General features: G+C 43.8%; 24 protein-coding genes and 25 tRNA genes. 34 read left to right on the top strand and 15 right to left on the bottom strand.

The window, feature by feature from the left end; all coding sequences use genetic code 11:
* The 4 genes from V2H45_RS12830 to V2H45_RS12845 form a co-directional block, all read right to left on the bottom strand.
* Positions 1–1,741: protein kinase domain-containing protein (locus tag V2H45_RS12830; RefSeq protein WP_330484058.1), on the bottom strand; the 1,741-nt coding region annotated here is incomplete at its 3' end.
* Positions 1,742–1,768: 27 nt separating this feature from the next.
* The gene (locus V2H45_RS12835; protein WP_330484059.1) at positions 1,769–2,302 is read right to left on the bottom strand and encodes a hypothetical protein; all 534 of its coding nucleotides are present in this window, start codon (positions 2,300–2,302) and stop codon (positions 1,769–1,771) included.
* A gap of 29 nt (positions 2,303–2,331) precedes the next feature.
* Positions 2,332–2,529: a hypothetical protein gene (locus V2H45_RS12840; protein WP_330484060.1), complete on the bottom strand. Its 198-nt coding sequence runs from the start codon at positions 2,527–2,529 to the stop codon at positions 2,332–2,334.
* A 187-nt stretch (positions 2,530–2,716) separates the two neighbouring features.
* A complete protein-coding gene (locus V2H45_RS12845) occupies positions 2,717–2,944 on the bottom strand; it encodes a hypothetical protein (RefSeq protein WP_330484061.1) in 228 nt (75 codons plus the stop codon).
* 211 nt (positions 2,945–3,155) lie between these two features.
* On the opposite strand from V2H45_RS12845, the gene V2H45_RS12850 reads away from it, so the two are divergent.
* On the top strand, positions 3,156–4,814 hold the full coding sequence (locus V2H45_RS12850) for an NB-ARC domain-containing protein (protein WP_330484062.1): 1,659 nt from the start codon (positions 3,156–3,158) through the stop codon (positions 4,812–4,814).
* A gap of 9 nt (positions 4,815–4,823) precedes the next feature.
* Here the strand turns inward: V2H45_RS12850 and V2H45_RS12855 are convergent, their stop codons facing one another.
* From V2H45_RS12855 to V2H45_RS12865, 3 genes are all read right to left on the bottom strand, one after another.
* Positions 4,824–5,750, bottom strand: coding sequence for an alpha/beta hydrolase (locus tag V2H45_RS12855; protein WP_330484063.1), 927 nt, complete (start codon positions 5,748–5,750; stop codon positions 4,824–4,826).
* A 285-nt stretch (positions 5,751–6,035) separates the two neighbouring features.
* Positions 6,036–6,383 carry a resolvase gene (locus V2H45_RS12860; RefSeq protein WP_330484064.1) on the bottom strand — a complete coding sequence of 116 codons (348 nt, stop codon included), beginning with the start codon at positions 6,381–6,383 and terminating at the stop codon, positions 6,036–6,038.
* Positions 6,384–6,475: 92 nt separating this feature from the next.
* Positions 6,476–6,847: an STAS domain-containing protein gene (locus V2H45_RS12865; RefSeq protein WP_330484065.1), complete on the bottom strand. Its 372-nt coding sequence runs from the start codon at positions 6,845–6,847 to the stop codon at positions 6,476–6,478.
* 313 nt (positions 6,848–7,160) lie between these two features.
* On the opposite strand from V2H45_RS12865, the gene V2H45_RS12870 reads away from it, so the two are divergent.
* The 24 genes from V2H45_RS12870 to V2H45_RS12985 all read left to right on the top strand — a co-directional run bounded on the left by V2H45_RS12870 (position 7,161) and on the right by V2H45_RS12985 (position 11,907).
* A complete protein-coding gene (locus V2H45_RS12870) occupies positions 7,161–7,346 on the top strand; it encodes a hypothetical protein (RefSeq protein WP_330484066.1) in 186 nt (61 codons plus the stop codon).
* Between the two features lie 79 nt (positions 7,347–7,425).
* A complete protein-coding gene (locus tag V2H45_RS12875; protein ID WP_330484067.1) occupies positions 7,426–7,725 on the top strand; it encodes a hypothetical protein in 300 nt (99 codons plus the stop codon).
* A gap of 21 nt (positions 7,726–7,746) precedes the next feature.
* Positions 7,747–9,243: a tyrosine-type recombinase/integrase gene (locus tag V2H45_RS12880; protein WP_330484068.1), complete on the top strand. Its 1,497-nt coding sequence runs from the start codon at positions 7,747–7,749 to the stop codon at positions 9,241–9,243.
* 672 nt (positions 9,244–9,915) lie between these two features.
* Positions 9,916–9,991 (top strand) — tRNA-Glu (locus V2H45_RS12885).
* 3 nt (positions 9,992–9,994) lie between these two features.
* Positions 9,995–10,068: transfer RNA gene (locus V2H45_RS12890), tRNA-Cys, on the top strand.
* A 43-nt stretch (positions 10,069–10,111) separates the two neighbouring features.
* A tRNA-Ile gene (locus V2H45_RS12895) sits at positions 10,112–10,187 on the top strand.
* A 70-nt stretch (positions 10,188–10,257) separates the two neighbouring features.
* Positions 10,258–10,332: transfer RNA gene (locus V2H45_RS12900), tRNA-Trp, on the top strand.
* 18 nt (positions 10,333–10,350) lie between these two features.
* Positions 10,351–10,424, top strand: a tRNA-Asp gene (locus V2H45_RS12905).
* Between the two features lie 4 nt (positions 10,425–10,428).
* Positions 10,429–10,507, top strand: a tRNA-Tyr gene (locus V2H45_RS12910).
* Between the two features lie 3 nt (positions 10,508–10,510).
* A tRNA-Ser gene (locus tag V2H45_RS12915) sits at positions 10,511–10,598 on the top strand.
* Between the two features lie 3 nt (positions 10,599–10,601).
* Positions 10,602–10,675, top strand: a tRNA-Phe gene (locus V2H45_RS12920).
* A gap of 5 nt (positions 10,676–10,680) precedes the next feature.
* Positions 10,681–10,752: transfer RNA gene (locus V2H45_RS12925), tRNA-Asn, on the top strand.
* A 49-nt stretch (positions 10,753–10,801) separates the two neighbouring features.
* Positions 10,802–10,875 (top strand) — tRNA-Gln (locus V2H45_RS12930).
* Positions 10,876–10,885: 10 nt separating this feature from the next.
* Positions 10,886–10,959 (top strand) — tRNA-Gln (locus V2H45_RS12935).
* Between the two features lie 3 nt (positions 10,960–10,962).
* Positions 10,963–11,036 (top strand) — tRNA-Leu (locus V2H45_RS12940).
* 106 nt (positions 11,037–11,142) lie between these two features.
* A tRNA-Leu gene (locus V2H45_RS12945) sits at positions 11,143–11,225 on the top strand.
* Positions 11,226–11,228: 3 nt separating this feature from the next.
* Positions 11,229–11,300: transfer RNA gene (locus tag V2H45_RS12950), tRNA-Pro, on the top strand.
* Between the two features lie 4 nt (positions 11,301–11,304).
* Positions 11,305–11,377: transfer RNA gene (locus tag V2H45_RS12955), tRNA-Lys, on the top strand.
* A gap of 2 nt (positions 11,378–11,379) precedes the next feature.
* A tRNA-Met gene (locus V2H45_RS12960) sits at positions 11,380–11,452 on the top strand.
* 8 nt (positions 11,453–11,460) lie between these two features.
* Positions 11,461–11,533: transfer RNA gene (locus V2H45_RS12965), tRNA-Thr, on the top strand.
* A 19-nt stretch (positions 11,534–11,552) separates the two neighbouring features.
* Positions 11,553–11,624: transfer RNA gene (locus tag V2H45_RS12970), tRNA-Gly, on the top strand.
* A gap of 26 nt (positions 11,625–11,650) precedes the next feature.
* A tRNA-Val gene (locus tag V2H45_RS12975) sits at positions 11,651–11,722 on the top strand.
* Between the two features lie 4 nt (positions 11,723–11,726).
* Positions 11,727–11,798, top strand: a tRNA-Arg gene (locus tag V2H45_RS12980).
* Between the two features lie 35 nt (positions 11,799–11,833).
* Positions 11,834–11,907: transfer RNA gene (locus V2H45_RS12985), tRNA-Ala, on the top strand.
* Between the two features lie 410 nt (positions 11,908–12,317).
* Here V2H45_RS12985 and V2H45_RS12990 read toward each other — a convergent pair.
* A complete protein-coding gene (locus V2H45_RS12990; protein WP_330484069.1) occupies positions 12,318–12,734 on the bottom strand; it encodes a hypothetical protein in 417 nt (138 codons plus the stop codon).
* Between V2H45_RS12990 and V2H45_RS12995 the strand changes: the two genes are divergently transcribed.
* The 5 genes from V2H45_RS12995 to V2H45_RS13015 all read left to right on the top strand — a co-directional run bounded on the left by V2H45_RS12995 (position 12,708) and on the right by V2H45_RS13015 (position 13,711).
* Positions 12,708–12,780, top strand: a tRNA-Arg gene (locus V2H45_RS12995). The two genes, V2H45_RS12990 and V2H45_RS12995, sit on opposite strands and share 27 nt — an antisense overlap.
* A 22-nt stretch (positions 12,781–12,802) precedes the next feature.
* Positions 12,803–12,874, top strand: a tRNA-Lys gene (locus V2H45_RS13000).
* 108 nt (positions 12,875–12,982) lie between these two features.
* Positions 12,983–13,066 (top strand) — tRNA-Ser (locus V2H45_RS13005).
* 120 nt (positions 13,067–13,186) lie between these two features.
* Positions 13,187–13,636, top strand: a complete 450-nt coding sequence (locus V2H45_RS13010) for an NADAR family protein (RefSeq protein ID WP_330484070.1) — start codon at positions 13,187–13,189, stop codon at positions 13,634–13,636.
* A 3-nt stretch (positions 13,637–13,639) separates the two neighbouring features.
* Positions 13,640–13,711, top strand: a tRNA-Lys gene (locus tag V2H45_RS13015).
* A gap of 345 nt (positions 13,712–14,056) precedes the next feature.
* On the opposite strand, the gene V2H45_RS13020 is transcribed toward V2H45_RS13015, so the two are convergent.
* Positions 14,057–14,728, bottom strand: coding sequence for an alpha/beta fold hydrolase (locus V2H45_RS13020; RefSeq protein ID WP_330484071.1), 672 nt, complete (start codon positions 14,726–14,728; stop codon positions 14,057–14,059).
* Positions 14,729–15,008: 280 nt separating this feature from the next.
* On the opposite strand from V2H45_RS13020, the gene V2H45_RS13025 reads away from it, so the two are divergent.
* The gene (locus V2H45_RS13025) at positions 15,009–16,535 is read left to right on the top strand and encodes a cyclic nucleotide-binding domain-containing protein (protein ID WP_330484072.1); all 1,527 of its coding nucleotides are present in this window, start codon (positions 15,009–15,011) and stop codon (positions 16,533–16,535) included.
* Between the two features lie 40 nt (positions 16,536–16,575).
* On the opposite strand, the gene V2H45_RS13030 is transcribed toward V2H45_RS13025, so the two are convergent.
* Entirely contained in the window at positions 16,576–18,483 is a 1,908-nt protein-coding gene (locus tag V2H45_RS13030; protein WP_330484073.1) for a polysaccharide deacetylase family protein, read from the bottom strand.
* Between the two features lie 314 nt (positions 18,484–18,797).
* Here V2H45_RS13030 and V2H45_RS13035 point away from each other — a divergent pair, with 314 nt between their 5' ends.
* Entirely contained in the window at positions 18,798–19,262 is a 465-nt protein-coding gene (locus tag V2H45_RS13035; protein ID WP_330484074.1) for a cytochrome P460 family protein, read from the top strand.
* A 23-nt stretch (positions 19,263–19,285) separates the two neighbouring features.
* Here the strand turns inward: V2H45_RS13035 and V2H45_RS13040 are convergent, their stop codons facing one another.
* From V2H45_RS13040 to V2H45_RS13060, 5 genes are all read right to left on the bottom strand, one after another.
* A complete protein-coding gene (locus V2H45_RS13040) occupies positions 19,286–20,326 on the bottom strand; it encodes a M28 family peptidase (RefSeq protein WP_330484075.1) in 1,041 nt (346 codons plus the stop codon).
* A gap of 95 nt (positions 20,327–20,421) precedes the next feature.
* A complete protein-coding gene (locus V2H45_RS13045) occupies positions 20,422–21,042 on the bottom strand; it encodes a carbonic anhydrase (RefSeq protein WP_330484076.1) in 621 nt (206 codons plus the stop codon).
* A gap of 439 nt (positions 21,043–21,481) precedes the next feature.
* Positions 21,482–21,997, bottom strand: a complete 516-nt coding sequence (locus tag V2H45_RS13050; RefSeq protein WP_330484077.1) for a hypothetical protein — start codon at positions 21,995–21,997, stop codon at positions 21,482–21,484.
* 64 nt (positions 21,998–22,061) lie between these two features.
* On the bottom strand, positions 22,062–22,529 hold the full coding sequence (locus tag V2H45_RS13055; RefSeq protein ID WP_330484078.1) for an AAA family ATPase: 468 nt from the start codon (positions 22,527–22,529) through the stop codon (positions 22,062–22,064).
* Positions 22,530–22,543: 14 nt separating this feature from the next.
* The gene (locus V2H45_RS13060; RefSeq protein ID WP_330484079.1) at positions 22,544–23,050 is read right to left on the bottom strand and encodes a hypothetical protein; all 507 of its coding nucleotides are present in this window, start codon (positions 23,048–23,050) and stop codon (positions 22,544–22,546) included.
* A gap of 55 nt (positions 23,051–23,105) precedes the next feature.
* On the opposite strand from V2H45_RS13060, the gene V2H45_RS13065 reads away from it, so the two are divergent.
* Together V2H45_RS13065 and V2H45_RS13070 are read left to right on the top strand one after the other, a co-directional pair.
* Entirely contained in the window at positions 23,106–23,261 is a 156-nt protein-coding gene (locus tag V2H45_RS13065; protein WP_330484080.1) for a hypothetical protein, read from the top strand.
* A gap of 213 nt (positions 23,262–23,474) precedes the next feature.
* Positions 23,475–24,257, top strand: a complete 783-nt coding sequence (locus V2H45_RS13070; protein ID WP_330484081.1) for a hypothetical protein — start codon at positions 23,475–23,477, stop codon at positions 24,255–24,257.
* Positions 24,258–24,292 lie beyond the last annotated feature (35 nt).

A 24,292-nucleotide genomic window follows, 5' to 3' on the forward strand; every position in this document is an offset into this window, starting at 1 on the left:
ATCCATCGTTAGCTTTAGCATTAACATCAGCACCTTTCTCTATCAGTAGTTTTGCTATATCTAGTGATTTAGCAACATGGAGTGGAGTCGATCCATCGTTAGCTTTAGCATTAACATCAGCACCTTTCTCTATCAGTAGTTTTGCCGTATCTATAGATCGAGCAAAAAATAATGATTTATCTTTATCAAAGTCTATTTTTTTATCGATTAATAATTGGATTATCTCTCTGTCTCCGGATTCAGAGATACAACTAGTGTTAGACGTATATCCTTCATATACTGAATAACCAAAATAGCCAATACCATTGATATATTCTTTCATTAATCGTCTTGTTTTCTCATCCATTTTTGGAAGAGCTTTATACCCCAATCCCTCTATCATCATGCAAAATGATGTCAAAGGATTGTCTGTATGAAAAACCCTTATGAGTATGTCCCATTTGTAGGCATTAATAATGCTCCCAATGACTACCGTGGCAACACCCATGCCTACAAGTGCTTTCCAAGAAAGTGGTTTTCTTAATTTGTTCCCGATCGCAATACGACCGCGCAAGGTTCCCAAAGCCTCTTTGGCAGAGTGGAAGCGATCTTCAAGATCGGGTTCTACGATCTTTTGGAGCCAATTGGCAAAATTATCTGAGATTTGCACTTTAGAGCGGAAGCTGTAACGCAGTCTCTCTTGGGGTAACTCGGCAGGAGAGCGATGGGTGAGTAAAAATAGTAATGTCGCACCGAGGGCATAGAGATCTGTAGCTGGCACTGACTGACCTTGAAACTGTTCGGGAGCCATATAGCCAAACGTACCGACAACCGTGCTGCCCCTCGCCATCGTGCTGCGATAGGTATCCTGCACTGCACCGAAGTCTACTAAAAAGATCTTGCCATCATTGCCGTAAATCAAATTATGGGGCTTGATATCTCGATGAATTACAGGTGGTTTTAGATCGTGCAAATAGGTGAGAATTTCTAGGACTTGAATGGCAATTTTTCGCACGCCTTTTTCGTTGGTTCGCCAGCCATTCTCGACCAACTTGGCGAGATTTTGCCCCTCTGCCAACTGTTGCACGATATAAAAGGCTCGGTCTTCGGGGGTATCGATTTGGAAATAGTCTAGGTAACGGGGAATGGCGGGATGATTTAACTGTTCCAGAATCTTTGCTTCGCGTTCAAATAATTCGATTTGCTTCCAATCGCCCATATTCCGTAGCGATAAGGCTTTGATCGCCACAAGTTCTTTCGTTTGCAGATCTTCCGCTTTATAGGTAATGCCATTACTTCCTCTCCCGATCTGCTCTAAAATGCGATAGCGATCGCGAACGACATCTCCTACCCCATGCATTCCATCTTTTGGAGTTTGTGCTTCCTCTTCCTCGTGTTCTATGGACAGATCGAGCTTAGGCGGTTCCTGAAGCCTTTCAGACAAAGGTTCTAAAGTTTCGTCTTCTGGGATTTCTAAAATAAATTCGCGCTCCCATGCGGGAGTTTGTTGTCCTGTCTGTCTGCCAAGCAGTCTGACCTTACGGATCGACCTAACTTCGAGCTTGGTTAAACCCTTATGGATCGCCGTCGCGATCGCCTCGCGATCTGGCGTAGGATCTGCCTCTACGATCAGGCTCAGAATATCCTCGAGGCGGCTGGCAGTGGTGGTAATGCCTTTGGGCTTGAGAGCGTGGTTAAATAGGATGGCGATTGCCTGCGGATCGCCTTGCTTTGCTAGTTCTCTAATTGTAGGTTGCGTCATAATAGTTTTACCCAAGAATTTCGCTAGTTACTTGTTCCATTCAATACTCGCCCATTCGGGATCCCATTTTGGAAGGAGAGCTAAATACTCCTTAGAAACACCACGAATCCAAACATACTCGTTTTCGATCCGCTCGACTTTTAAAAAATGACTGGCAATACTACCTCCAATCAGTCCTCCTAACATCATAATTATGCCTAGTAAAATGAATGTTCCTTTAGATGAGCTAAATTGAGATGATATTTCATAAAAAAATAAAATTGAACCCGCTATACCAATACCCCATGCCCACAAAATTGCCGTTCTCCGCTTTTGTAAGGTTTCCGCAGTCACACCGACGGTGACCCTAACGGTTTTACTCACTGCGATCGCTACAATTAAATAAATTATCGGACTGAAGAGTAAGAGATAAATAGCTGGATGATGCCAAGTAAGGCTTACCTTGAACCTTTTACCATAGGCAGGCTGGTTTGTTTTTATGCAGCGATCGGGAAGTTGTGCTCCTCTTTGTATCACCAAAAGATTTCCAGATCGCCAAAGACCTTCAGAAGAGGATGCCATAGTGCCTCATTGCAATTGTATTGAAGTTATTAGTCGATTACCCAAAAGCCACGTTGACGCCAGTATTGCTCTTTGAGAGAGTCTTGTAGTTCGGAATCTGCGATCACGCGATCGTCGAGCAGTACCTCTCCAAGTCGCTTTCCAGTAGTTTCTTTCACTGCCAAAGCCCGTTCCAACTGTTTTGATGAAATGAGCCTTTTATGGACTAAGATTTCTCCGAGTTGCATAGTATTTACTCCTTAAACTAGTATCTACAAAAGTTACCTTTGTATTTAATCTATTTCTGGCATATAGAGAGTTATGCATAATGCCAGTTCTATTTACTCATCGCAGCAAATCTCTAAACTTATGCGATTGTTTACAATACTTTAAACATTCAATCAAACGTTTCATCATGGATAATCAGTGCCTTTTCTAAAACGGGACTTTTTTTGTAGAAGGAGTGAAAGTTCCAAATTTCCTAGGTTCCACCTTCGCAGGTTGTGCCATTTTTGACACTTCAGCGCCTAGCGTACTTGTAAATTTTTGGATGACTTCACCCAGTGTAAATGGCTTAACGGGTTTGGTTGCCTCGGTACTCGTACAAGCAGCTAACATGACGATTAACCCTGTGATCATGCTCGCTAGATAAAAGTTATTCATAACTTCACCTCAAATTTCTATACAAGAACGTATTTCTGGGTAACTTGAAGCTATGCAAGATCCCAAACCTACAATCCAAGCCTAGTACTTCTAAACTGATGATTTGATTCAGATTGGTGCTCAGTTATATGCTCAGTTTTGTATTTGCAATTGCTACTTCAGGCGGCAAAATAGGGCAAGATCTTAAATGGGTCGTTGAAAACGGGCAAAAATGGCTGACACATTAAAGGCATCCGAGCAAGGTCTAACAGTTGTCGATCGCTACAGGCAGCAAAAAAAGTGGACGAAAAGCAACTCTTCAGTGTGGTGGTTAACCGCGCACACCTCAAAGGCTACCTTACGACGATTTTGGGCAGCAAATCCCATCCAACGAGAGAGCTTTATTGCGATTTGTAAGGCAGTGGGGATTAGTGATTGGGAAGCGATCTCCGCCGCTGACGATCTAGAAACAGCCATAGAAAAACCTCAAGTTCAAGAATGGGGAGAAGCCCCCGACCTAGAGAAGTTTTATGGTCGCAAGGATGAAATTGCCCAATTGGAAGCCTGGTTTCTCAAAGATGCTTGCAAATTAATCGCGATCTGGGGTATGGGAGGTATTGGGAAAACTGCCCTTGCATTAACCGTTGCCGATCGCGTTCAAGAGCAATTTGATTATGTGATTTGGCGATCGCTACAATCTGCACCATCTCTATCTACCTTGCTTCAAGGACTTTTGACCTCCTTATCCCTTGAACAAGTTGAAAATGACTCGGAGGATTTTCTAGAAGATTTTTTAGAAGATGAATCCGCTCGAACGCAGCAAAACCTCATGCAGTTCATTGAGTGCCTCAAGCAAAAACGATGTTTGATCGTTCTAGATGGCATAGAGGCAGTTTTTCAAAGTTATGAGAGCAAGCGTCCTCGCACGGGCTATTTTCGCAGAGGTTATGAAGATTACGAACTGCTATTGCAACAGTTAGAAATTGCACGCCATCAAAGTTGCATAGTATTGACCAGTCGCGAGAAACCCGAAGCGATCGCGCTTGCCGAACACAAAAATTCCCCCGTGCGATCGCTGACGCTAAAAGGACTTCAAATAGAAGACGCAGCGGAACTATTTAAAACCAAGGGATTTTCTGGTGAGGAGCAAGGTCTATCGGAATTAGTCGCGCTCTATAGTGGGAATCCTCTGGCTTTACGGGTGATAGCGACAATGATCCAAGAATACTTTAAAGGCAATATCACCTATTTTCTCAGCCAAAATACTCTCGTGCTAGGCGATCGCATGAGAACATTACTCAACCAGCAGATCGAGCGCTTATCAGACCTAGAAAAAGAGTTGATCCGTTGGTTAACAATCGAGCAAACCCCTGTTACCTTAGAGCAACTGCGCAGAAATTTACTCGTACCGCCTTCATTCTCGCAATTGATAGAGGCAGTAGCATCCTTAGAGCGGCGATCGCTATTGGAGAAGATCGTTTTAGAGCAAGAAGTTCTGTTTACACTTCCCCCCCTAGCGATCAAATATGTGATGGATGACCTTGTGGAGCAGTCAGTAAAAGAAATCGATCGGGCGATCGAAACTCAAGATATCGAAGCTTTTCAGATCTTACGGAATTATGCCTTGATCGAATCTCCAGGTGCAACCAGCGATCGAGAGATAGCTTCACGGTTGCTGACCAAGATCGGGAACAGTCTAATTCGGGCTTATAAAAGCGAGGGCACAACCTTGCAAGAGCTTTCAAAACTCTTATCCTTACTGCAAGGCAAATCATTTCTTACGATTGGCTATGCAGGCTACAATCTGCATCATTTGTTGCGGTTTCTTGGGGTTGATGTCAGTAATTACGATTTGGAAACTATCGCGATCGAGGCTGAGAATGCAAGCTAGAAATGTAAGCTAGGTTTTGACTTTTTGAGCGAAGTTTTGCACAGCTTGAAGATAGACTGAACCACCTACAACTGCATTGTTATTGTGTTTGCCATTGGGAATCAATAGCAGTTGCTTGCTTGTCAACGTGGTATCAAAGAGTTGTTGACTCATACTCGCTGGGATGAGTTCGTCCTCTGTACCGTGAATGTAGAGAACGGGCATTTTAAGAGTAGTGACTTTATGAATGGAATCAAATTTTTGATTGAGGAGGAGATCGACAGGAAAAATAGAGAACTTAGGATCTCGATATACCATGTCGCGCATAGAGGTAAAGGAACTCTCGACTATTAACCCTGCGGCATCGGGATGTTTGCTCGCTAAGTCGATCGCGATCGCACCTCCAAGCGAATGCCCGTAAATTACAATCTGCTTTGGGTTAATTTGTTGCTGTTGGGTGAGGTAATCCCATGCGGTCTGAGCATCTATATATACACCAGATTCTGAAGGAAAACCGCCATCGCTGAGTCCATAGCCGCGATAATCGATCATTAAAATCGAGAAGCCTAATTTATGCAGACGATTGGCATGCTCCAGATTCGCTTGCATGTTTTTGCCATTGCCATGCAGATAGAGCAAAACTTGAGCGTCTTTATTGGCAGAAGGAATCCACCATCCATGAATTTTTTCGATGCTGCCATTTTCAAGTTTTACAGGTAGGTACAGATCCTGAAAAGTGAGTTTGTAGGCTTCGGCTGGTGTAGTGGTAACTGTATGCGTTGGTTTAAAGATAAATCGAGTTTGCCCAAACCATAAACCTACACAGGCAAAACTATAGATGCTGATGGATGTTAGCCCCAAAGCAGTCAGAACTTTTGGCACTGACTTTTTTGTCACTAATTTTTTGGAATTGGAGCTATTTTCAAGCGCTTTATCTGATTCGTCGATCGCACTCATCCATTTATCCTTTTGCTTAGCGCTTACGAGTTGAAGATACACAATAACAAATCTACATGAATCGCACCCAAGTATAGTCTTTACATGAGTCTTGGATTCTATACATAAGACTTGAAACGCTACTAGTGAGTCTTATGTGAGACAGATGATATAGATACTGTGCTAGTAATTCTAGATCGCAGTTAAAACTCCACGAATCTGTAAATACGGCGATCGCGTGGCTTAGTATTTTTATGAGTCTTGAAGTCTATTTATGAGACTTTTGATGATTCCATCGAGACTCATTTAAGACTTGTTTTGTAGATGCTGATTGAGCGATCGCAGTTCAGCCAAAATTTCTTGCAGTAGTTGATTGGTGGCTGTAGCAGCAGGTTCTTGTACCTGAATTGTTACTTGCTTAATTTTGAGAACATCTCGGGCAAATCGCGATACTTCAGCAGGGTGGAATAAAAGCGGATCGTTTTTGTCTTTGCGTAATTCGGGGTTGAGCAGTTTAGGGTTGTAGGGAGTATTTAGCTGCTCTGGGTCGGTATTTGCATAACGATAAATCGAAGGACGCGATCGCCCAAGTGCTTTTTGAATGGCTTCAACATCCATGAGCGTAGCATTTGTATTTTGAGACTCAAAATCCATATGGTTACTTTTGTTTGATTTAAGTCTTATTGTATCATGTTTAGACTTAAAAGGAGTCTCGTGATTCTTAAGTAAGACAGTAATTGAACTTATTATTTTGAGAGCGAATCCCACTCTAAATCTTCCAGTTGTGTAGTTACGATTGCTTTTAAGGCTTCTTCTCTAGTTGCAAAAATTTCAAAATATTGAGAAGTTTCAGTTACTTCAAGCAAAAATCTTACTGATTCTGCTAGAGAACAAATAACTAATCTACCACCATGGGCTTTTGTGAGTTTGATCGCCGCAAATAATGTACCTAAGCCATTGCTATCGATAAAGGTGACATTGTGCATATCCACGATCAAGACATCTGGTTTTTTGAGAGAAATATTAGTAATCTCGGTTCTAAACTGAGCGCTATATTTACTATCAAAATTCCTGCTGGGTGCAAATACCTGAATATCAAGCATCATAACTTTAACCAACCTTTCTTCGTATCTGACTGTCCCATAAGTCTATAGAGAGATACTAGCCTTGGTCGTCCTCTGATCAGTTCACCCAACTGGGTGAAAGAACAGTCTTTATAGGATTTCAGGATTTATGGTTGCGTATTTCTTTAGCTTGCGTAAATATCCATTATCGAAAGCAGTAGTTATTAGTAACCTAATTCTGTATAGTTATAGATAGCCTAACTAGTCGATGTTTTGAAGATAACTACAACATTAGACAAGAGATAAATCTGAATGTAGACTATTGCAATAGATAGGCTTCGATCGCCGAAAACTGAGGAAACTAAAAATGCAAAAATTTCTCCAAACATGTGGCTGGATTGGGATTGGTCTATTTTTGTTCATTGCTGCTGGTTGGTTATTGCGGTTTCTATTTTTCACATTTCAACATAACCTTACTATTCCTGTAATCATCATTGCTGCCATATTCGCAGTCATCGTTGTGATTAACTTATTGCTACAAGGAAACAAATGAATGAGCCTCTTTCTGGCATGGAGTCTGATTTTTGTTTGTAAGTATTTATCAGGCATTAAAAAGTCGGAGACGACTACCTATGCATAGAAAAATGAGTGTCTGGCAACAAATTTATGCGCGGCGCAAGGTTTTAGGAAAACCTACAAATAATTTTGGCAAGGTCATTAGCTATAACAAGGGACATGGAACTTACAGAGAAAAACTAAATTTATGGGCGTCAGATAGAGAAGTTTACTTAATCAAAACTCTCTGCCGTGGGGAGAAAGATGTAGCAGAGAGACTGGTTAAAAGTTTACGACTAAGATATCCAGACAAAGAGAGAGACTGGATTATCGAGAAAGCAATCGCTGATTTAGAAAGAGACAGAAGGGTTAGGTAATTTGAATATTTTTAGGGTTCTATGATTGATAAAACCTATCTGAGTGTAAATTCTGAGGATATTCAGCGCATGCTATCTACCCTCGATCGCACTACATTAATAGGAGTACGAGATTATGCTTTACTACTCCTACTTCACGAAAACTCCCTGAGACGGCAGCAAGTATCCGATGCGAATATAGGTGACTTCGATCTCGAACAGGCATCGCTCAAGATCGATAAAAAATTTCACAACCATCATCAATCCCTATCTATAAGAATCGGTACGGTAACCTATGAAGCGCTTCAAAATTGGTTAGATGCCAGATTACAAGCTGTAAATTGTGAAGCCTTAGATTCAGATCAGCCATTATTCATTGCCTTAGATCGGGCAAGTTGGGGACATCGGCTTACGGGTACTGCAATCTATAAAATTACGGCAAGAACTGCTAAAAAACTTGGCATCCTTCATAGCAACCTGCAAATATCTCCCGATCGCATTCGCGCCTCTGCAATAAAGCCTGTTCTTATAGAGGAACAACCAACTCGCGCTTCCACAATCGCTATAGTAGAAAGCAGTTTCGAGGATTTCCAAGAATCCATGCCTCTCGTACGATCGGCTCTTGCCAAAGATATCGACCTACTTACTGCCCTACTTGCCGACAAACGTAGCATCAACACAAAAAAAGCCTACGAAAAAGACTTGAAGTACTTTTTTTTAGCTGCCTACGATCGCTTACCCTCCGAGGAATTAGTCAGACAGTTTTTAAGGCTAGATCGATTTGATGCGATCGCGCTGGTTTTGAAATACAAATCCGCAATGATTGCCAAAGATCTGAAAGAAGCTACGGTCAACCGTCGGCTCTCTGCGATTAAATCTCTCGTTGACTATGCAGGTAAACTGGGTCACTGCCAATGGAATCTAAATGAGGTTCAAGGGGAAACCGTTCAAACCTATCGCGATACGACAGGTATCAAAACCAGTGGTATCAAAGCTATGTTAGAGGTTCCAAATCGCGAAACCCTTGCAGGTAAAAGAGATTATGCCATTTTGCGTCTGTTATGGGATAACGCCCTGCGCCGTAATGAGATTGCTAGTGCGAATATCGGTGATTTTGACCCCGAAATGCGATCGCTAAAAATTCTTGGTAAAGGTAGAGGGTCGCAGCAAACTTCTATTAGTCTCAGCCAAGCTACAACAGTTGCGATTCAAGCATGGCTTATGGAGATTGAATCTCACAATCCAAATCAGCCGCTATTTTCGGCGCTCGACTCTGCCAGCTACGGACATCGGCTAACAGGCTCTGCGATTTACCAACTAGTAAACAACGCAGCTAAAAAAGCTGGAATTTCTAAACAAATGTCTCCCCACCGCATCCGACATTCTGCGATTACTGCTGCATTGGATGCCACGAATGGGAACGTTCGCAAAGTCCAAAAACTCTCGAGGCATAAAAAGCTCGATACGTTAATGCTCTACGATGACAACCGCACCAATGCCCAAGGCGAAATCTCCGATCTGCTCAGCGATTTAATATAACGAATTCTAGGCATTCTTATTTAGATGATATTAGACTCTCAATAAGACTCAAAGCAAGATCGTGATTTTATATTTAAGACAGATAAAAATATACCAGTAGCCAAGCCGAATCGGACGAATTAGGCTTCAGTTCTGCTCAGCCAACGAGGAGAATTTTGTCTTAACCTCTGCGATTGCTATAAATGTATTTTCAAAATTTAAATGCCTAAACCTGAGCCTTAAATCAATAACACAAGACTTCCCGTAAGACTCATGGCAATAATACAAGACTATAACTAAGACAAGGATGACTTGTTCAGAAAGCCCATGCCAAAGCGTCATTAGCGAGAAAATCAAGCGATCGCGACTGCGTTCAAAAAATTTCAATTTTTTTGTAGTACCCCCTTGCCAAATTTGTAGTACGTGTGTAGTATGTAGTACATGAGGTTACAAAGTAATACATCGCCTAAAGCAAAGGTAAGTTATGTAGCTTTTTACCCCCAACCGAACCATGAAAAATCAATAGCATCGCCATCATTTTTATACGAAGCGTTTCTTAAATCCAAAGCATTTAAGCTGTGTTTTAAAGAAATTGTCTTGTAGTACGTGGGGTGAAATATCTATGTAAATTACAACGAAATAATTACTTCGTTGTAGTACAGGGTAATTCATCCCCAAGGTTTAGCAAGTTTTAGTCCTGTGGGCAAATGGTTTAAGCCGTCACACTTTCAACGTGAAGGAGCGAGTTCAATTCTCGTCAGGACTACCAAATGGCTGAGTATCCAAGCGGTCTAAGGAGGATGCCTGCAAAGCATCTAAGCGTGAGTTCAACTCTCACCTCGGCCTTGCGAAAGATTTTGATTTTTCGCAGCTTGATTTTTTACAACTTGGCAGTGTGGCTGATTGGTTAAAGCGTCTAGCTCATAACTAGATTTATGTGGGTTCAAATCCCGCCACTGCTACCAAATCAAGACCAACTTCAAAACCAACTTCCAAGAAATTGGCAATCCCTCTTTGGTTGCTCTTTTCTTTCTTGTGGGGATAGTGTAATTGGCAACACTTCGGTCTCCAAAACTGACATTCTAGGTTCAAATCCTAGTCCCTGCGCCATTTTTTTTTATACATTTTGGTGCTGTACGCAAACGGTATAAGCGACTGGCCTGTCAAGTCAGCGATCGCGGGTTCAAATCCCGTCAGCACCGTGTTGGGTTGGCTCTCAATGGCGTGAGTAATGGTCTGTAAAACCGGAGCGTTAGCACTGTAGGTTCAATTCCTACCCGACCCATATGGAGAGGTGGCTGAGAGGCTTAAAGCACCTTCCTGCTAAGAAGGAACGGAAGTAACCACCGTCGAGGGTTCAAATCCCTCTCTCTCCTTATCCCTTGGTAGCTCAGATGGTAGTAGCGCCTGTCTGAACAACAGGAGGTCGTCAGTTCGATTCTGATCTAAGGGATTTATTGCCTTGTAGCTCAATGGCAGAGCTATCCGCTGTTAACGGAGGGGTTGCAGGTTCAAGTCCTGCCGAGGCAGTTATACCGTAATTTAGAACCTTAGCGAATTCAATTAAATTAGGTATCGATGCCGAGTAGACAAATTGGTAAAGTCGCCTGTCTCTGAAACAGGAGCCTGTAGGTTCAAGCCCTACCTTGGCAGTTCGCTCTATTGGGAAGTACGCAAATAGGCAAAGCGATCGCACTTTGAATGCGACGGTTGAGGGTTCGATTCCTTCCTTCCCAGTTTGCTCCTGTAGCCCAATTGGCAGAGGCTTTCGGCTTAGACCCGAGATATTGGAGGTTCGAGTCCTCTCAGGAGTATTTTGCCCTTGTGACGGAAAGGTATACGTCTCTCCTTCAGAGCGAGAGTTTTGCTGGTACTCTTCGAGAAGTCGCTTCGCGGCTACGAGTCCAGTCAGGGGTATTTGCTCTCGTGGCGGAATGGTATACGCACTGGTTCGAGAAGCCAGGTTGAGTTTTCATGTGCAGGTTCAAGTCCTGTCGAGAGTATTACCGAGTGTGGCGCAGGGGGAGCGCGGCTGCTTTGGGAGCAGAAGGTCGTGGGTTCAAATCCTACCACTCGGATTTTGGGTCGTTGGCAGAGCGGCTTACGCGGGTGCCTTTTAAGCACTTCAAGACTGGTTCAACTCCAGTACGACCCTTTGCAGGGATGGAGCAATGGCGGGCTCACTTGGCTCATAACCAAGAAATCAAGAGGTTCGATTCCTCTCCCTGCCACCAATCTGCTGATGTGGCTCAACGGGCAGAGCGATCGCCTTGTAAGCGATGGGTTGCAGGTTCAATTCCTGTCATCAGCTTGGGCTGACACCTAATAATGCGAATGTGATGTAGTGGCTAGCATGTGAGTCTTCCAAACTCTTCGCACGAGTTCGACCCTCGTCATTCGCTTTCACCCTCCAAGGTGGAGTTCGCTAAACCCTGTAGCTCAATGGGAGAGCATTTGCCTTACAAGCAAGCGGTTACAGGTTCAAATCCTGTCGGGGTTATTTTGGGGATGTCGTTCAACGGACAGGACGCTAGTCTTCGGAACTAGCTATGTGGGTTCGATTCCTACCATCCTCGTCGGGAGTGTTAGCTCCTTCCTAGCACTCCTGTATGGGTCTGTAGCTTAACTGGGAAAGCGTCTACCTTGCAAGTAGAACGATGTGGGTTCGATTCCCACCAGTATCCACTTAAAAATTAAAAAGGAGAAATTGCCGTGTTACAGATATTTTTCGCCAAGCTGACTTGTCACATTCTAATCGTTCAACATTCTATGAGGAGATATTTGAGGTTATGAGCGAGCATCGGCTCCACGAGCTTACCATCGAACGTCCGCGCGGTGGCATGAGACTGAGTTCACGCAGACTCAAAGGCGTTCGTAAAACGCTCGATCGCTTGACCAACGTAGCCAGTGAGGATGGTTTACTCAGCCCTTATTTCATTAAGGTTCGAGGAAAAACCAAGCACTTTTCCGATCATCTTGCCCCTTTACGGCGGTTTCTATATTCCCAACTAGGACAACCTTGGGATCGAATTTTTAGCGAACTTTGTCAAAGTCTGGATAGTAGTACCCTATCAGGGCAACATATTCTTTCGCATCTATGGGAATATGTCGAGAGACATGTGGAGATCGTTGATGGAGTGCCTTGCCGTAAATCCAGTACCTATCGAGGTAGAGAGCTTGGTAAGTGGAGATACGACCAATTCTACATTCATCCAGATACGGGCATTCTCTGTTTGGCGGAGCGAATTCCCAAAGCACCACCTAAACCAGTCGATGATTTCATCAAAATCGATGCCTATCATCACTATCGCAGGGTGGATGGTATTTGGTATTACATGACTGTAGCGAATTTGCCACCCTTTGGCTGTTTTTGGGATGTCATGCTTAAGGAGTTTGTCTCTAGGGAGGGAGGTAAATCGACCTACATTATCCAAAAACGTCAGTGTAACAAAAAAGAAGTCCGATGGATTTTGGCAAAACTCAATGGGGATGTGGCTCAAAGGATAGAGCATCACTCTTCTAAAGTGACTCGTGCAGGTTCGAGTCCTGCCATCCCCGCTTTATGGAAATAGTATGTACGGGGCATATAGCTCAATGGCAGAGCCACCGACTCTTAATCGGTTTGTTGTAGGTTCGAGTCCTACTATGCCTATGTGTCTGAAGTCGAAGTGGTCGAGATACTAGCCTGTGAAGTTAGCCATTAACGGGTACTCTTCGAGAAGTCGCTTCGCGTCTACGAGTCCCGTCAGACACCCCAAATGGAGAGCACCGCTAAATGGCTGGCAACTGGTCTTGAAAACCAGGGTAGGGTGATGCTCTAGGGGTTCGATTCCTCTGCTCTCCTTTTTTCCACTAGAGGCGGAAATAGCGACGCACTGTGCCGATAACGCAGGTGGAGCAGGGGCAGTACCTGCCTAGTGGACTACACTAAGAATTGCCGATTTATTCAATCACGTACATAGCAATGACGATTTACTTTTATAGCGATCGCGAAGAACCCTACGGTTGTTTCTCTAATTTTTCTAGACATGGCTTTATGCTTGACGGGCTCTGGTGGGCAACCAGCGAACATTACTTTCAAGCTCAGAAATTTGTTACGACCGATCGCGCTTGGGCAGAAAAAATCCAGAATGCAAAAGCCCCTAAAGATGCAGCAAATATGGGACGAGATCGCAGCCATCCCCTGCGCCAAGATTGGGAACAAGTCAAAGACGATGTCATGCGATTGGGCGTACTACAAAAGTTCAAAACCCATACGGATATTCAAGAAATTCTACTGGGAACGGGAAATCAACATTTAGTTGAGAATGCCCCTAATGACTATTACTGGGGATGCGGTCAAGATGGCAGTGGCAAAAATATGCTGGGAATTATTTTGGTTGAGGTCAGAGAAATTCTCCGTAGCCATACGTAAATGGGACATATAGCTCAATGGTAGAGCCACCGATCTTTATCTGGTCTGTTGTAGGTTCGACTCCTACTATGTTCGTACCTCTAAAATTGAAGCGATCGCATAGCTAGACTGTAAAGCTAGCAGCTAGCGGATTTGAGTTCGATCGGACATCTAAATTCAAAAGACCCCACAAAACAAAGAAAGAGCCTAAGACTTTCCCTGTTTCGTCTAGGCTCTTTCTTTTGTTCGCTCCTCACACCATCAAAATATAGCTTGGATTTCTAAAAATGTCTAGCCTTATACTGCGATTTCCCCTAGTAATTTATGCTGAGATTTTTCATCTGCGATCGCGTTTCGATGAAATTAGAAATCCCCTAAAGCCCTTGCCAACGTTACTTTATAGCCAATCAATATTTTTTAGAAATATTTTTTAGATTGGCATTACAAATATTTAACCCAGTCGTCAATGATTTCAGGTGAGCCATACCAAGTACCCGCTTTAGGTGAGTGATGAACTCCTTCAAATATAAGATTTTCAGCGCCACTTAGGTGTGCTGCCTCAATGGGTGTAATCCCATCCCCCCAAGTATTACCCGTACCGCAGGTTAGTTCGTAACTGCTGTAGGTAACCCACTTAGAGAGGCTCTTTTCACCATAAACCGATCGCCCTGCTACACAGATATATTGCACATCCTCATAAAAGGCATCGGGGTAATTGTCGTTGACAAAGCCAAGATTTTTACGCGTCCAGGGTTCGAGGCTGCGGTGGGGCGTACCCAAAGTAACCAACTTGGCGACGCGATCGCGTGCTTTCCAAATGTGATCGTAATAGGGCTGGTCGCCTAGATAAATTCTTGCCAGCCACCCGCCCGCCGAATGTCCGATAATATTCACCTTAGAGACTCCATACTCCGATCGCACTTGCTCGACCGTGAGATCGAGTTTTTCTAAGATCGGGGCGATCGAACGTCCGCCCACGGTGGGCAGCCATTCCCACCACTTGAGCGGCACCACAATCGCAGGATGTCCTTGCGATCGCAGGGTTTTTTCAATCACTATATAGTCTGAGGCTCCTGCTAAGTAACCGGGCAAAATAATATTGGGTATGTGCATGAATAGTCAGGTGAAAATGGTATAAAAAGCAGACTTGGGGATGTTCGACAACAGGAAAATAGAAAGCTAGACTTGTATAGGATTCAGAATAAACCAGTGGAACCTTTTATCTGCGATCGAACTCTTTGTATAGCAATCCTATTATCGCCTGTGAGGTTTGGGTTTCGATACTTCGACAGGCTCAGCACATAGCTCCGTGCCTTTTCGTTCTGATTTATTCTCACAAGAATTTTAAGTAACTTTTTCAACGATTCCTGTCAGGATATCAGCGTATAAATTCATGGATAACCTACTCAGCAGTTTATACAATTTTCTAGTGCATCCGATTTTTGATGTCGGGGGCGTGAAGTTTTCTTTTGCGTCCATCGCCTCTCTTACGATACAAATCATTGTCGTATTTATTGTGGCAAGAATTGCTACAGAAATCATTAGGCGATCGCTATTATCAAGATTAGGCTTAAATCGAGGTCTTCAAGAAGCTGTAGCTGTTTCTATCAAGTATTCCCTAACCGTTTTAGGGATTGCGATCGTTTTACAAACTGCTGGAATTAATCTTAGTTCCTTAACTGTAGTTGTAGGGGTTCTGGGAATTGGAATCGGTTTCGGTTTGCAAAATCTTGCCAGTAATTTTATTAGTGGTTTGGTCTTATTATTCGAGCAAACCATTAAAGTCGGCGATTACATTGAAATTAATGGACTACAAGGAACGATCGAAAAAATATCCATTCGCTCGACGATTGTGCGAACCAATGATGATGTATTTGTAATCGTACCTAATCAGCGCTTCATCGAAAATGACACCGTAAATTGGAGCTATGGCGGTCATATTTGCCGCATTCATTTACCTGTTGGAGTAGCCTATGGCACGGATCCGCTCCTACTGACCGAAGCATTATTAGCAGCAGCGCGATCGGAACCTAGGGTCATTTCCTATCCACCCCCTGAGGTTTGGTTTAAAGGCTTTGGTAATAGTTCCTTAGATTTTCAATTACTGGTTTGGGTCAATAATCCCAATGAGAACGAGCCGATTAAAAGTGCTTTAAATTTTAGAGTTGAATACGAACTACGCCAACGTGGCATTGAAATTCCTTATCCCCATCGCGATCTCAGAATTCGGAATATCGAAGCATTAAGACCCCTATTTCAAAATCACTCACCCAACGATAAACCCAGTGAAAAAATTAGTGATAATGGCTATGAAAATGGGGAGAAGAAAATCAATTTTGATAAACCCGAACCAACGACAGATTCAACAAATTCAGGGAAGAATAAACTTACAGTCAAAACTGTGAGTAAACGCAGTCTACGAGATTTATTGCGACGGGTTTCTTATTTTGAACGATGTACAGATACCGAATTATTAGCAGTGATTGCAAGTGGATTTCGCCAGCATTTTACTCCGCCCCAAGTAATTTGCAAGCAAGACGATCCAAGTGACACGTTTTATATTATTCTCTCAGGCTCTGTAGAGATTATTTCTGAGCGCACAGATACTCACATTGCAACGCTCCATCACGGAGAGTTTTTTGGGGAAATTGCCCTGCTTACAGGGACACCGCGTACGGCAACCGTGAGGGCTTTGACCGATACGACCCTATTTGTAATTGGACGCAGACAACTGCAAAAATTACTGACCGATCATAAAGAACTTGGCGAACAAATTGCGCTCAAACTCTCAGAACGCCAGCAGATTCTCATTAATATGGGATTGCTGAATGAAGAGGAAATTAAAAGATCGGAATCTGCCGCGATTACATGGGTACGCGATCGCTTAAACACACTCTTTGGCATTCAACTCGGAAAATAAGATCGGCACAGACCATTCACTGCCCCTTGGATTCCCTGCATTAATTTTGGGTGGGGGAACTCGCAGGAGAAAAACTGACAGGACAGGTAATCGTCGTGTTTGTCTCTTCGGTTTTGGCGGGATTGGGGGGCAAGAGTGCCACAACATGGGGGACAGGACGAGGTTCGTAACTCATCATCGAGCGATTTTGATAAGCCAAGGAAGCACTAGCCCCAGAGTCAAGCATAACCACATCCTGCAAACCTGCCTTGGCTAAAAGCTTGCCTAACCCTACCGAGTCAATCATTTCTTGGGTAACGCCGATCACAGGTCTACCCGTGCGATCGATGCCCCAAAAAGCGCGATCGCGGCTGGCATCAAAACCGTACAACTTACCAAAACTTTCTGCGGTTTGGGGTTTACCATCGCGGACAAGCCAACCCGCAGCAACAAAGGCATCAGTGACATCAGGCAATTCGGCTTTGAGCGCATCTAAACTTGAATGCTTGCTGGCATCAAACGGTACAAACTTAATTCCCGTCGGACTAATTAAAACCAGAGGCCGACCGTTCAAAAGTGGATTTTCTCCTTTATTGCCAGGATTAAATATACCTGCATTACTAGAAAATTGACTCAAGACGGGACCGATCATCTTATTGCCATCAATGCGTTCTAAGGAAAAGAAACCTCCATCTACTGCGGCGATCGCCTCGGCAGTTTTCATGATCTCTTCGACCTTGCCACGTTTATCGGCATGAACGGTTACAGGTCTGCCCCCATAGACCAAGGTGATTGGAAAACCGTCAATACTGACCTGTCGCTTTTGTACGGGTGTAGTGAAATTGATGCCACTATTCCCAGAAGCAGTCAAATTAGGAAATAGATTAAAGGAATCCGATGGCGTTCCTCCCGATGCCAGTGGAATGGCTTCTCGAATGCGAGACTGACCGTAACGCATGATCGAGAGAATATCCTCGGAGGTATTGGCTGGTTTCTCTTGGTAAGGATCGAGACTCATGGTCAAGGCTGCCTCATAACCTGCTTCGGCGACTTTTTGCTTGATCCGATCGCTGTAAGAACCCTCAGGATAGGTAAAGTAGCGAATGAAAATCCCTAATTCTTTTTCTAGCACTTGCTTGGAGACGCGCAGTTCCTCTTCCACTTTGGCATCATCTAACCTCAGCATATTGTAGTGATTGACCGTATGGGAGGCGATCGTAATTAAACCACTGCGCTGCATTTCTCGGAGCTGATCCCATGTAGCTTTGGGTTTGCCAGCGGTTGAACCTACAAAGCGCGTGTGAACTGACCAAACTGCAGGGTAGTTATATTTTTTTAGGAGTGGGAAGGCATAGGTATATTGCCCTAAATAATTGTCATCAAAGGTCAGCAAAATCGGTTTTTCGGGTAAAGAAGACCCTGTACGGAGATGATTGACCAATTGGTCGAGCGTGATTGGGGTCAGCCCATTATCGTAGATCGCTTGGATTTGCTCTTCTAGCTCGGTGGGCGTGACATCCCATGACACCTCTTTGCTGGTGGTAATGTCGTGGTACATGATGATGGGCACGCTAGCAGAACGAGCGCGATCGCTAATTTTAGGAAAGGGTGCAGGTGTAAAACTGGCGAGAAATTCTGGTTTGAGGAGCCCGCTAAAGTTCGATAGGGTAGGCAAAGGATCGTGGGCGATCGCATTGATTGCCTGCACTTGATACAAAGAATTGGTAACAGAGTTGAGCGCGTTAAACTGGCAGAAAGACTTGTCTGCACCAGTTTTGACTTGACCCGTGGCTTGATTATTCTCGGTTGTAGAGCTGGTTAGATCGGATTGTTGTCTGCTAACTGTAGATTCGGTGGTGGCAATTGAGATTCTGCTCGTACTGTTACTGACTAGGCGAAAGGCGATCGCTGCCCCCATGCCAACCCCCACGGCAGCTAATACCAAACCAGCCAAAATTGTTTTTTGCATACAAAATTTAATGCCAAGCTAACTACGATATTTAACCAGACCAAGATTATCTAAGCAAGTAAGTATATAGAATCCTACTTTAGGAACAGTAATCTTGAGATTTTGTCACAATCGCACAGGATATAGTGCAAAACACCTACCGATCCTGCATTCATCTCATCAGGGCCCGATTGCTCAACATGATTAACCACAAAAAGATCCGTCAAGCAATATTGTTTTTTGCACTTTCATTATTTGTAAGTCTCGCAGTATGGATTTTCGCATCAGAACCACCGATCTCTCCAGCAACGCCCCCCAAGATACCCACAAAGTCAGTGACTCAACCTCAGATTGATGTGACAAATCTGAGCGATCGCACGAAATGGTATCAAGTCAATCCTAATCCCTATTCAATCTCGCCTCAAGTGAATCAGTTATGTGCCGATCCTACACAACTACGCCCAGAAAATGACCCCCATGCCAATAAAGCCATTACAGTCTTTGTGAATCCTATTGGGCGCGATGCCATGATGTCTCCCAAATCGACACCTTTTCCGATCGGCTCTATCATTGTGAAAAAGAAGGTCGATCCGCGATCGCTGGAAGATGTCGCCCTATTGTATACAGTCATGATCAAGCATCAGCCCTCCTTCAATCCGAAAGCAGGGGGCTGGGAATTTGCTGTGGTTTCAGGGGACACACAAAAAACTCAAGTTAGGGGTACTCTGACAAACTGTATGGGATGTCATCTATCCCAACGTCAGAATGACTATGTCTTTCGCACCTATTTACCTAAGTGACGTATAAGTGACGCATAGGAATTCTACTCTGCAAGATCGGAGATTACCCCTGCTAATCCAGACACAATGCGTGCGAGCTTCTCAAAATCAATTTTATCTAGCGTATCCTGCTTTGTATGGTAATGGGTATAACGAAAAGGAGCGGTATCTGTAACCATAATTCCTTGATAGCCCTGTTGCCAGAAAGCCCAGTGATCCGACCAACCAACGCCTGGAATCCAGTCAGGTAGGGCAGCCCCCTCCGAAGGGAATTGGGCATGGTGACGAAACGAGGCGATCGCTTTTCGCACTAACGATCCAGAGCCAAGATTTCCAATAAACCCGATGAAATTCCCTTGGCTAGGATATAACAAGCCAATTGGGAAAGGATATTTTTGGCTACCTTCCACCTCTGAGAAATATCCCATGGTTTCAAGGCTTAGCATGGCGATTACATTCTCATTGCGATCGCGTAACCCTTTGGCATATACCAAACTTCCCATGTTTTCCGTCCAAAAGAATGGAGGTTCTTCATTGGTAAACTCAACAAAACGAATCGTGCGGGAATGAGACTTGTTGGAAAATAGACGGGCAAGTTCCAAGGTGGCGGCTGCACCCGTGCCATTGTCATTTGCACCAGGACTGCCAAATACTGAATCATAATGCCCGCCAACCAAGATGATTTCATCGGGCTTCTTCGTTCCTTTACGTTCAACTTCAAGATTGAAGTATGATTCGCGAGAGATTTTATATTCTTGCTGCTTCACTTCATAGCCCACTTGAGTTAGACTAGTTGCCAAAAAATCTTTTGCGGAGTTGAGCTGCGCATATCGATCGTAGTTACGCATACCAATCTCAACTGCCAGCTTTTTTACATCCTGCTGCAAAGCATTTTTTAGTGCAATTTCTTCTGGTCGTAGAGGTTGGAGTTGTCCTCTATAACTGCGATCGGGCATCTGAAACATCCCTAACCATATGCAGATAATGACGACTGTCAAGATGGCAAAAAGTATGGACAAACGAATTAAGGCAGGCTTCGTGATGACCTGAAATTTGAATCTCCCATGGGTTGAAGCGCGTCGCAAGGGTATTCCTCATGATTCTCTAGCACTTGCAGAATATCACAGGTCGTTGCAGCATTCGTTTGCTCTTCTAAAGGGCAAGACAAACGGTAAGACAATCAGATCGTGTCGAGAAAATCGACCTTACCTGTTGCCAATCGGTAATAAGCAGGTACAATTTTCAGGGTTCCAGTCATGCCCTCATGGGACAGAATGGGATCGGTCGATTGGAGCGCTTTTACCATCAGATTTACGTGAGCTTTCACCGTATTTGTGACCACATCGCCTCCTACTTCCTGACCAGCCTTTACCGCAGGCTCAATGTAACTAATGAGAGAATTGAGTTTTCCTTCTGAAAAGGCATGTTCGATCGCAGCCATCACAGCACCACATCTTTCATGCCCCAGTACCACAACGAGCCGCGTGCCAAGATGCTCGACCGCAAACTCAATACTAGCAATCACGGCATCGTCAGCAATATGTCCGGCAACCCTGAGCACAAATAGATCGCCAACACCTTGATCGAAAATTAATTCAGGCACAACGCGAGAGTCAGCACATCCCAATACGATCGCAAAGGGATGTTGGGCAATGGAGAGATCTACCCTACGCTGAGCCCCTTCATGGGGATGCTCGACATGATCGAGAACGTAGCGATCGTTGCCTTCCTTTAGCTTTTGTAATGCGGCTTCAGCAGTGAGGTTATTAACCGTATAGTAGGTATGATGTGCAGCGATCATAGGTAATGATAAATAGAGCCATACCCAACGCTAGCAAGTCTTTTTCATGGGAAAAGTAATGCATAAGACATATGCATCTCTGTGGCTAGGGAATATGTTGAGATCGTGACCAAAAATCCGCTATCCAGATATCGTGTAGGGGCAATTCATGAATTGCCCCTACCTACTTCAAATAACGTCAGTTCGGCAATAAGAAACCCTGAACCGCAATGCAATTCAAGATCCCCCTCAATCCTCCTTAAGAATCAAGAAGAATCTCTTCACCCCCCTTTTTTCAAGGTCGGGCTGTTTCATTCTTGAGTAAATAGGAGAAATTGATTGAACCTAAAGGCAAAATGAGAGTATTTGCTTTATATTATGACTTAAATAGCTAATTGCCTCCGTTAAAGCCCTGACCCATGCTACATGGCACGTTGAACATGAGTAGTCGAGAATTACTCTACACCTTCCAAATAGCATGTAACTTTTTGAATGGCTGGAAATGAGGATCTCCATTGAGAAACTTGACTTTATGATTGGGTAAGAGTGCAAATTGTCCATTGTGCAGTTGAATAAAATGCAGTAAATCGTTCCCACAGTACCAATCCATAGTAAAGATATAATCACCAACCAGCCAAGCTTGTTTGCGTTTAAAAAAGCAATTCACGACATCACGGCTCAATCGTTCAAATCGATGGATGCAGAGGGTAGAATCAGGGCAATTATGGTAGACCAGATCCTCCAATTCCAAAAGATTGATCGCTTCGGGTGGCTTATGATAGAGCAGGTGCAAAGGAACGTAGGAAAACAAGCTGCCATCCTCTAGTAAGATTTGGAAAGTGAGAGCTTCTTGGGCATAGGCGGCAAGGCTAAAGATTTGACAGGGAAGGATGCCCTCCGTTTGACCATCAAGATCGAAGAGCAGTTTGCGATCGACAAAACCAGAAATGAGCTGCGGTAGATCGTAGTGAATCATGGCAAAAATCCTCCTTCATTCTTCATTCAAAAAAAACAGGGAGTCGTTGTAGCGATCGATCTCGTTAAATGCTTGGAAATCTAGGGCGATCGCCTGATGCTTTTGGAGCAGGTGATTTTCGTGCAACCAAATGCAGGTATGTTTGAATCACGCTTAAACCTCGCTCGAAAGAATTGGTGGGAATGGGGTTGCATTGGTAGTTCAAATAGAGGCAGCGATCGCTCCGCCAGTCAAACAAATTCACAAAATCATGGGGATTGCGAATGCCATCAATGACCGTTTTGTCGCTGTAATCTAAGCGATCGCGGATGTAATCAATGCAGGCATTGGGATACTTTCGCAAATATTCCAAACTGTACTCGGTGATAGCTTTGATATAGTCTTCACGACTGGCAAAATCCTCAACGGATAATTGCCAAACCTGTTTTACCCAATCTGATGCACTGATATGTTGAAATCCATAGGTTTGAGCAATATGCTGCGCTAGGGTCGTTTTGCCCGATTGGCTTTGACCAATGACGATAAATTTCATAGGAAAGTTCTTGTTTAGAATGGATTTTGAGCGTTTTGCCAAGCTTGAGTCTGGGGATCGAAAATGGCAACCACTACGAAGACGAGATTGCCCTTCCCAATCCAAGCGGCGGAGGTGACTCGAACAACCATGCCGATGCCTTCTTTTTTACTGCCATCGGCATATTCAACCTGCAAATATTTGCACTCTAGACGGTCTTCAGGAAATACGGAGAGTTCGAGATAGCGATCGATGTGCCAGCCCGCCTCTGTGATGCCCGGCACATCACCTTCTGTAAATGCATCCCCAAAAGTAACGCGGCTACGAGGTTGTAGCTCAAACTCCCAACCAAACTCAAAGGCCACGCGCTCGGTTAAATATTGGTTGTGCCATGCCATGCCCAAACGTTTGTTTTTACGAAGCGTGCCACTGGCATAGCGTTCGATCCAATCTTCGGCGGACATTTCTCGAATACTCAGGCGTTTTTCTAAAGCGGGGGAGGTTCTAACGGCATCGCTAATGGGAAGGATTTGGGTATCCATGATGGTTTCTCATTGATTGACAAACCCATCATAGAAATTGGAAGTCTGGCTTACAATGGCGATATTCGCCACAATATTGGCGAGTTTTCGCCAAGCATTTTGTATTTCAGACTGGCGCTTAAAAGCACAACTGAATGAAGTCCAAACTAGATATATCAATGGGTTTTTAACCTTTAGAGGCAGTTTTGTTTCTGTCGCTGTGATTAGCTAATTAAAAAAGTATTCGCTAGGCGATCGTAGCCTTAGAACTGATTGACTCTAGCAATTGTTTTTGGGCAATTGTTTTTGGTTTGCGAAGCCTAACTTTACCCAAAGGTGATGTGTTGTATTAATATAATGTGTTGTATTCTCTAGACGCTAGAAAGCGAGCCAAATCTCAAACCGAACTTTAGATCTGTATATTCAGTTTCAATCGTTAGAATAGATGAAATTCCAAAGTCAAATCTCCAGTCAAAGCAAAGGGTTTTATACAATCTTTCTCTTACCAATTGTCTGGCTGAAGAAAGCTCTGGAAGCCATCATGAAATATCTTAGCCAGCTCATCTGGGCAGAATTAATTTCAGGAGAACAGGTAGATAATGGAATCTTTAATTTAATCCTTTTTGTTATCTTTTGCTTGCTATCCATTGCAACCTATCGTTTAGAAAAGTACCAATCCGCGATCGTCCTTTTTTCGGCTGTTCTTTGGTATTTAGATAGACTCTTTGCAAAACAACAATATTTCTATCATAAGAAACAAACAAATGCTTCAGTTATCGATAGCAAGGACGGTTGGGTTTCATGGAAAATAGTGACCCCCAAAAAAGAGACTAGACAGCTAAGATTTCATCTCAATAATATTAGCCACATTGCCATTAAGTCGGCTTACATTTTAGGTGGGGCGTTTGAGGAGCCTGTGGCAATGGGGTGGCAAGTTTCAATCACGCTAAAAGACGAAGGAAATCTATTAATCTATGAGGAAGCAAGCGTGGTTGATGCGATCGCTCGCGGTCGAGAGCTTGCCAATTATTTTAAAGTATCCATTGCATTTCTGAGTAGTGAAGGTCGCACAAATTATTCCGATCCTGCCACGGAAAGTATCGTAAATCCTCCAAATAGATTGATCCGAGGAATCATTAGCAGCAATGCCATTAGAGTTAGCAAAACTGCACACCGCTGGCATATATTTTCCCGTTGGACATTTAATGATTCGCCAATTCAAGAATGAAATGCAACGCCTAGAGATCTTTGCGTAAAGGGACT

The organism is Tumidithrix elongata BACA0141, assembly GCF_036349135.1.
GTDB classification, from domain to species: Bacteria; Cyanobacteriota; Cyanobacteriia; order Pseudanabaenales; family Pseudanabaenaceae; genus Tumidithrix; species Tumidithrix elongata.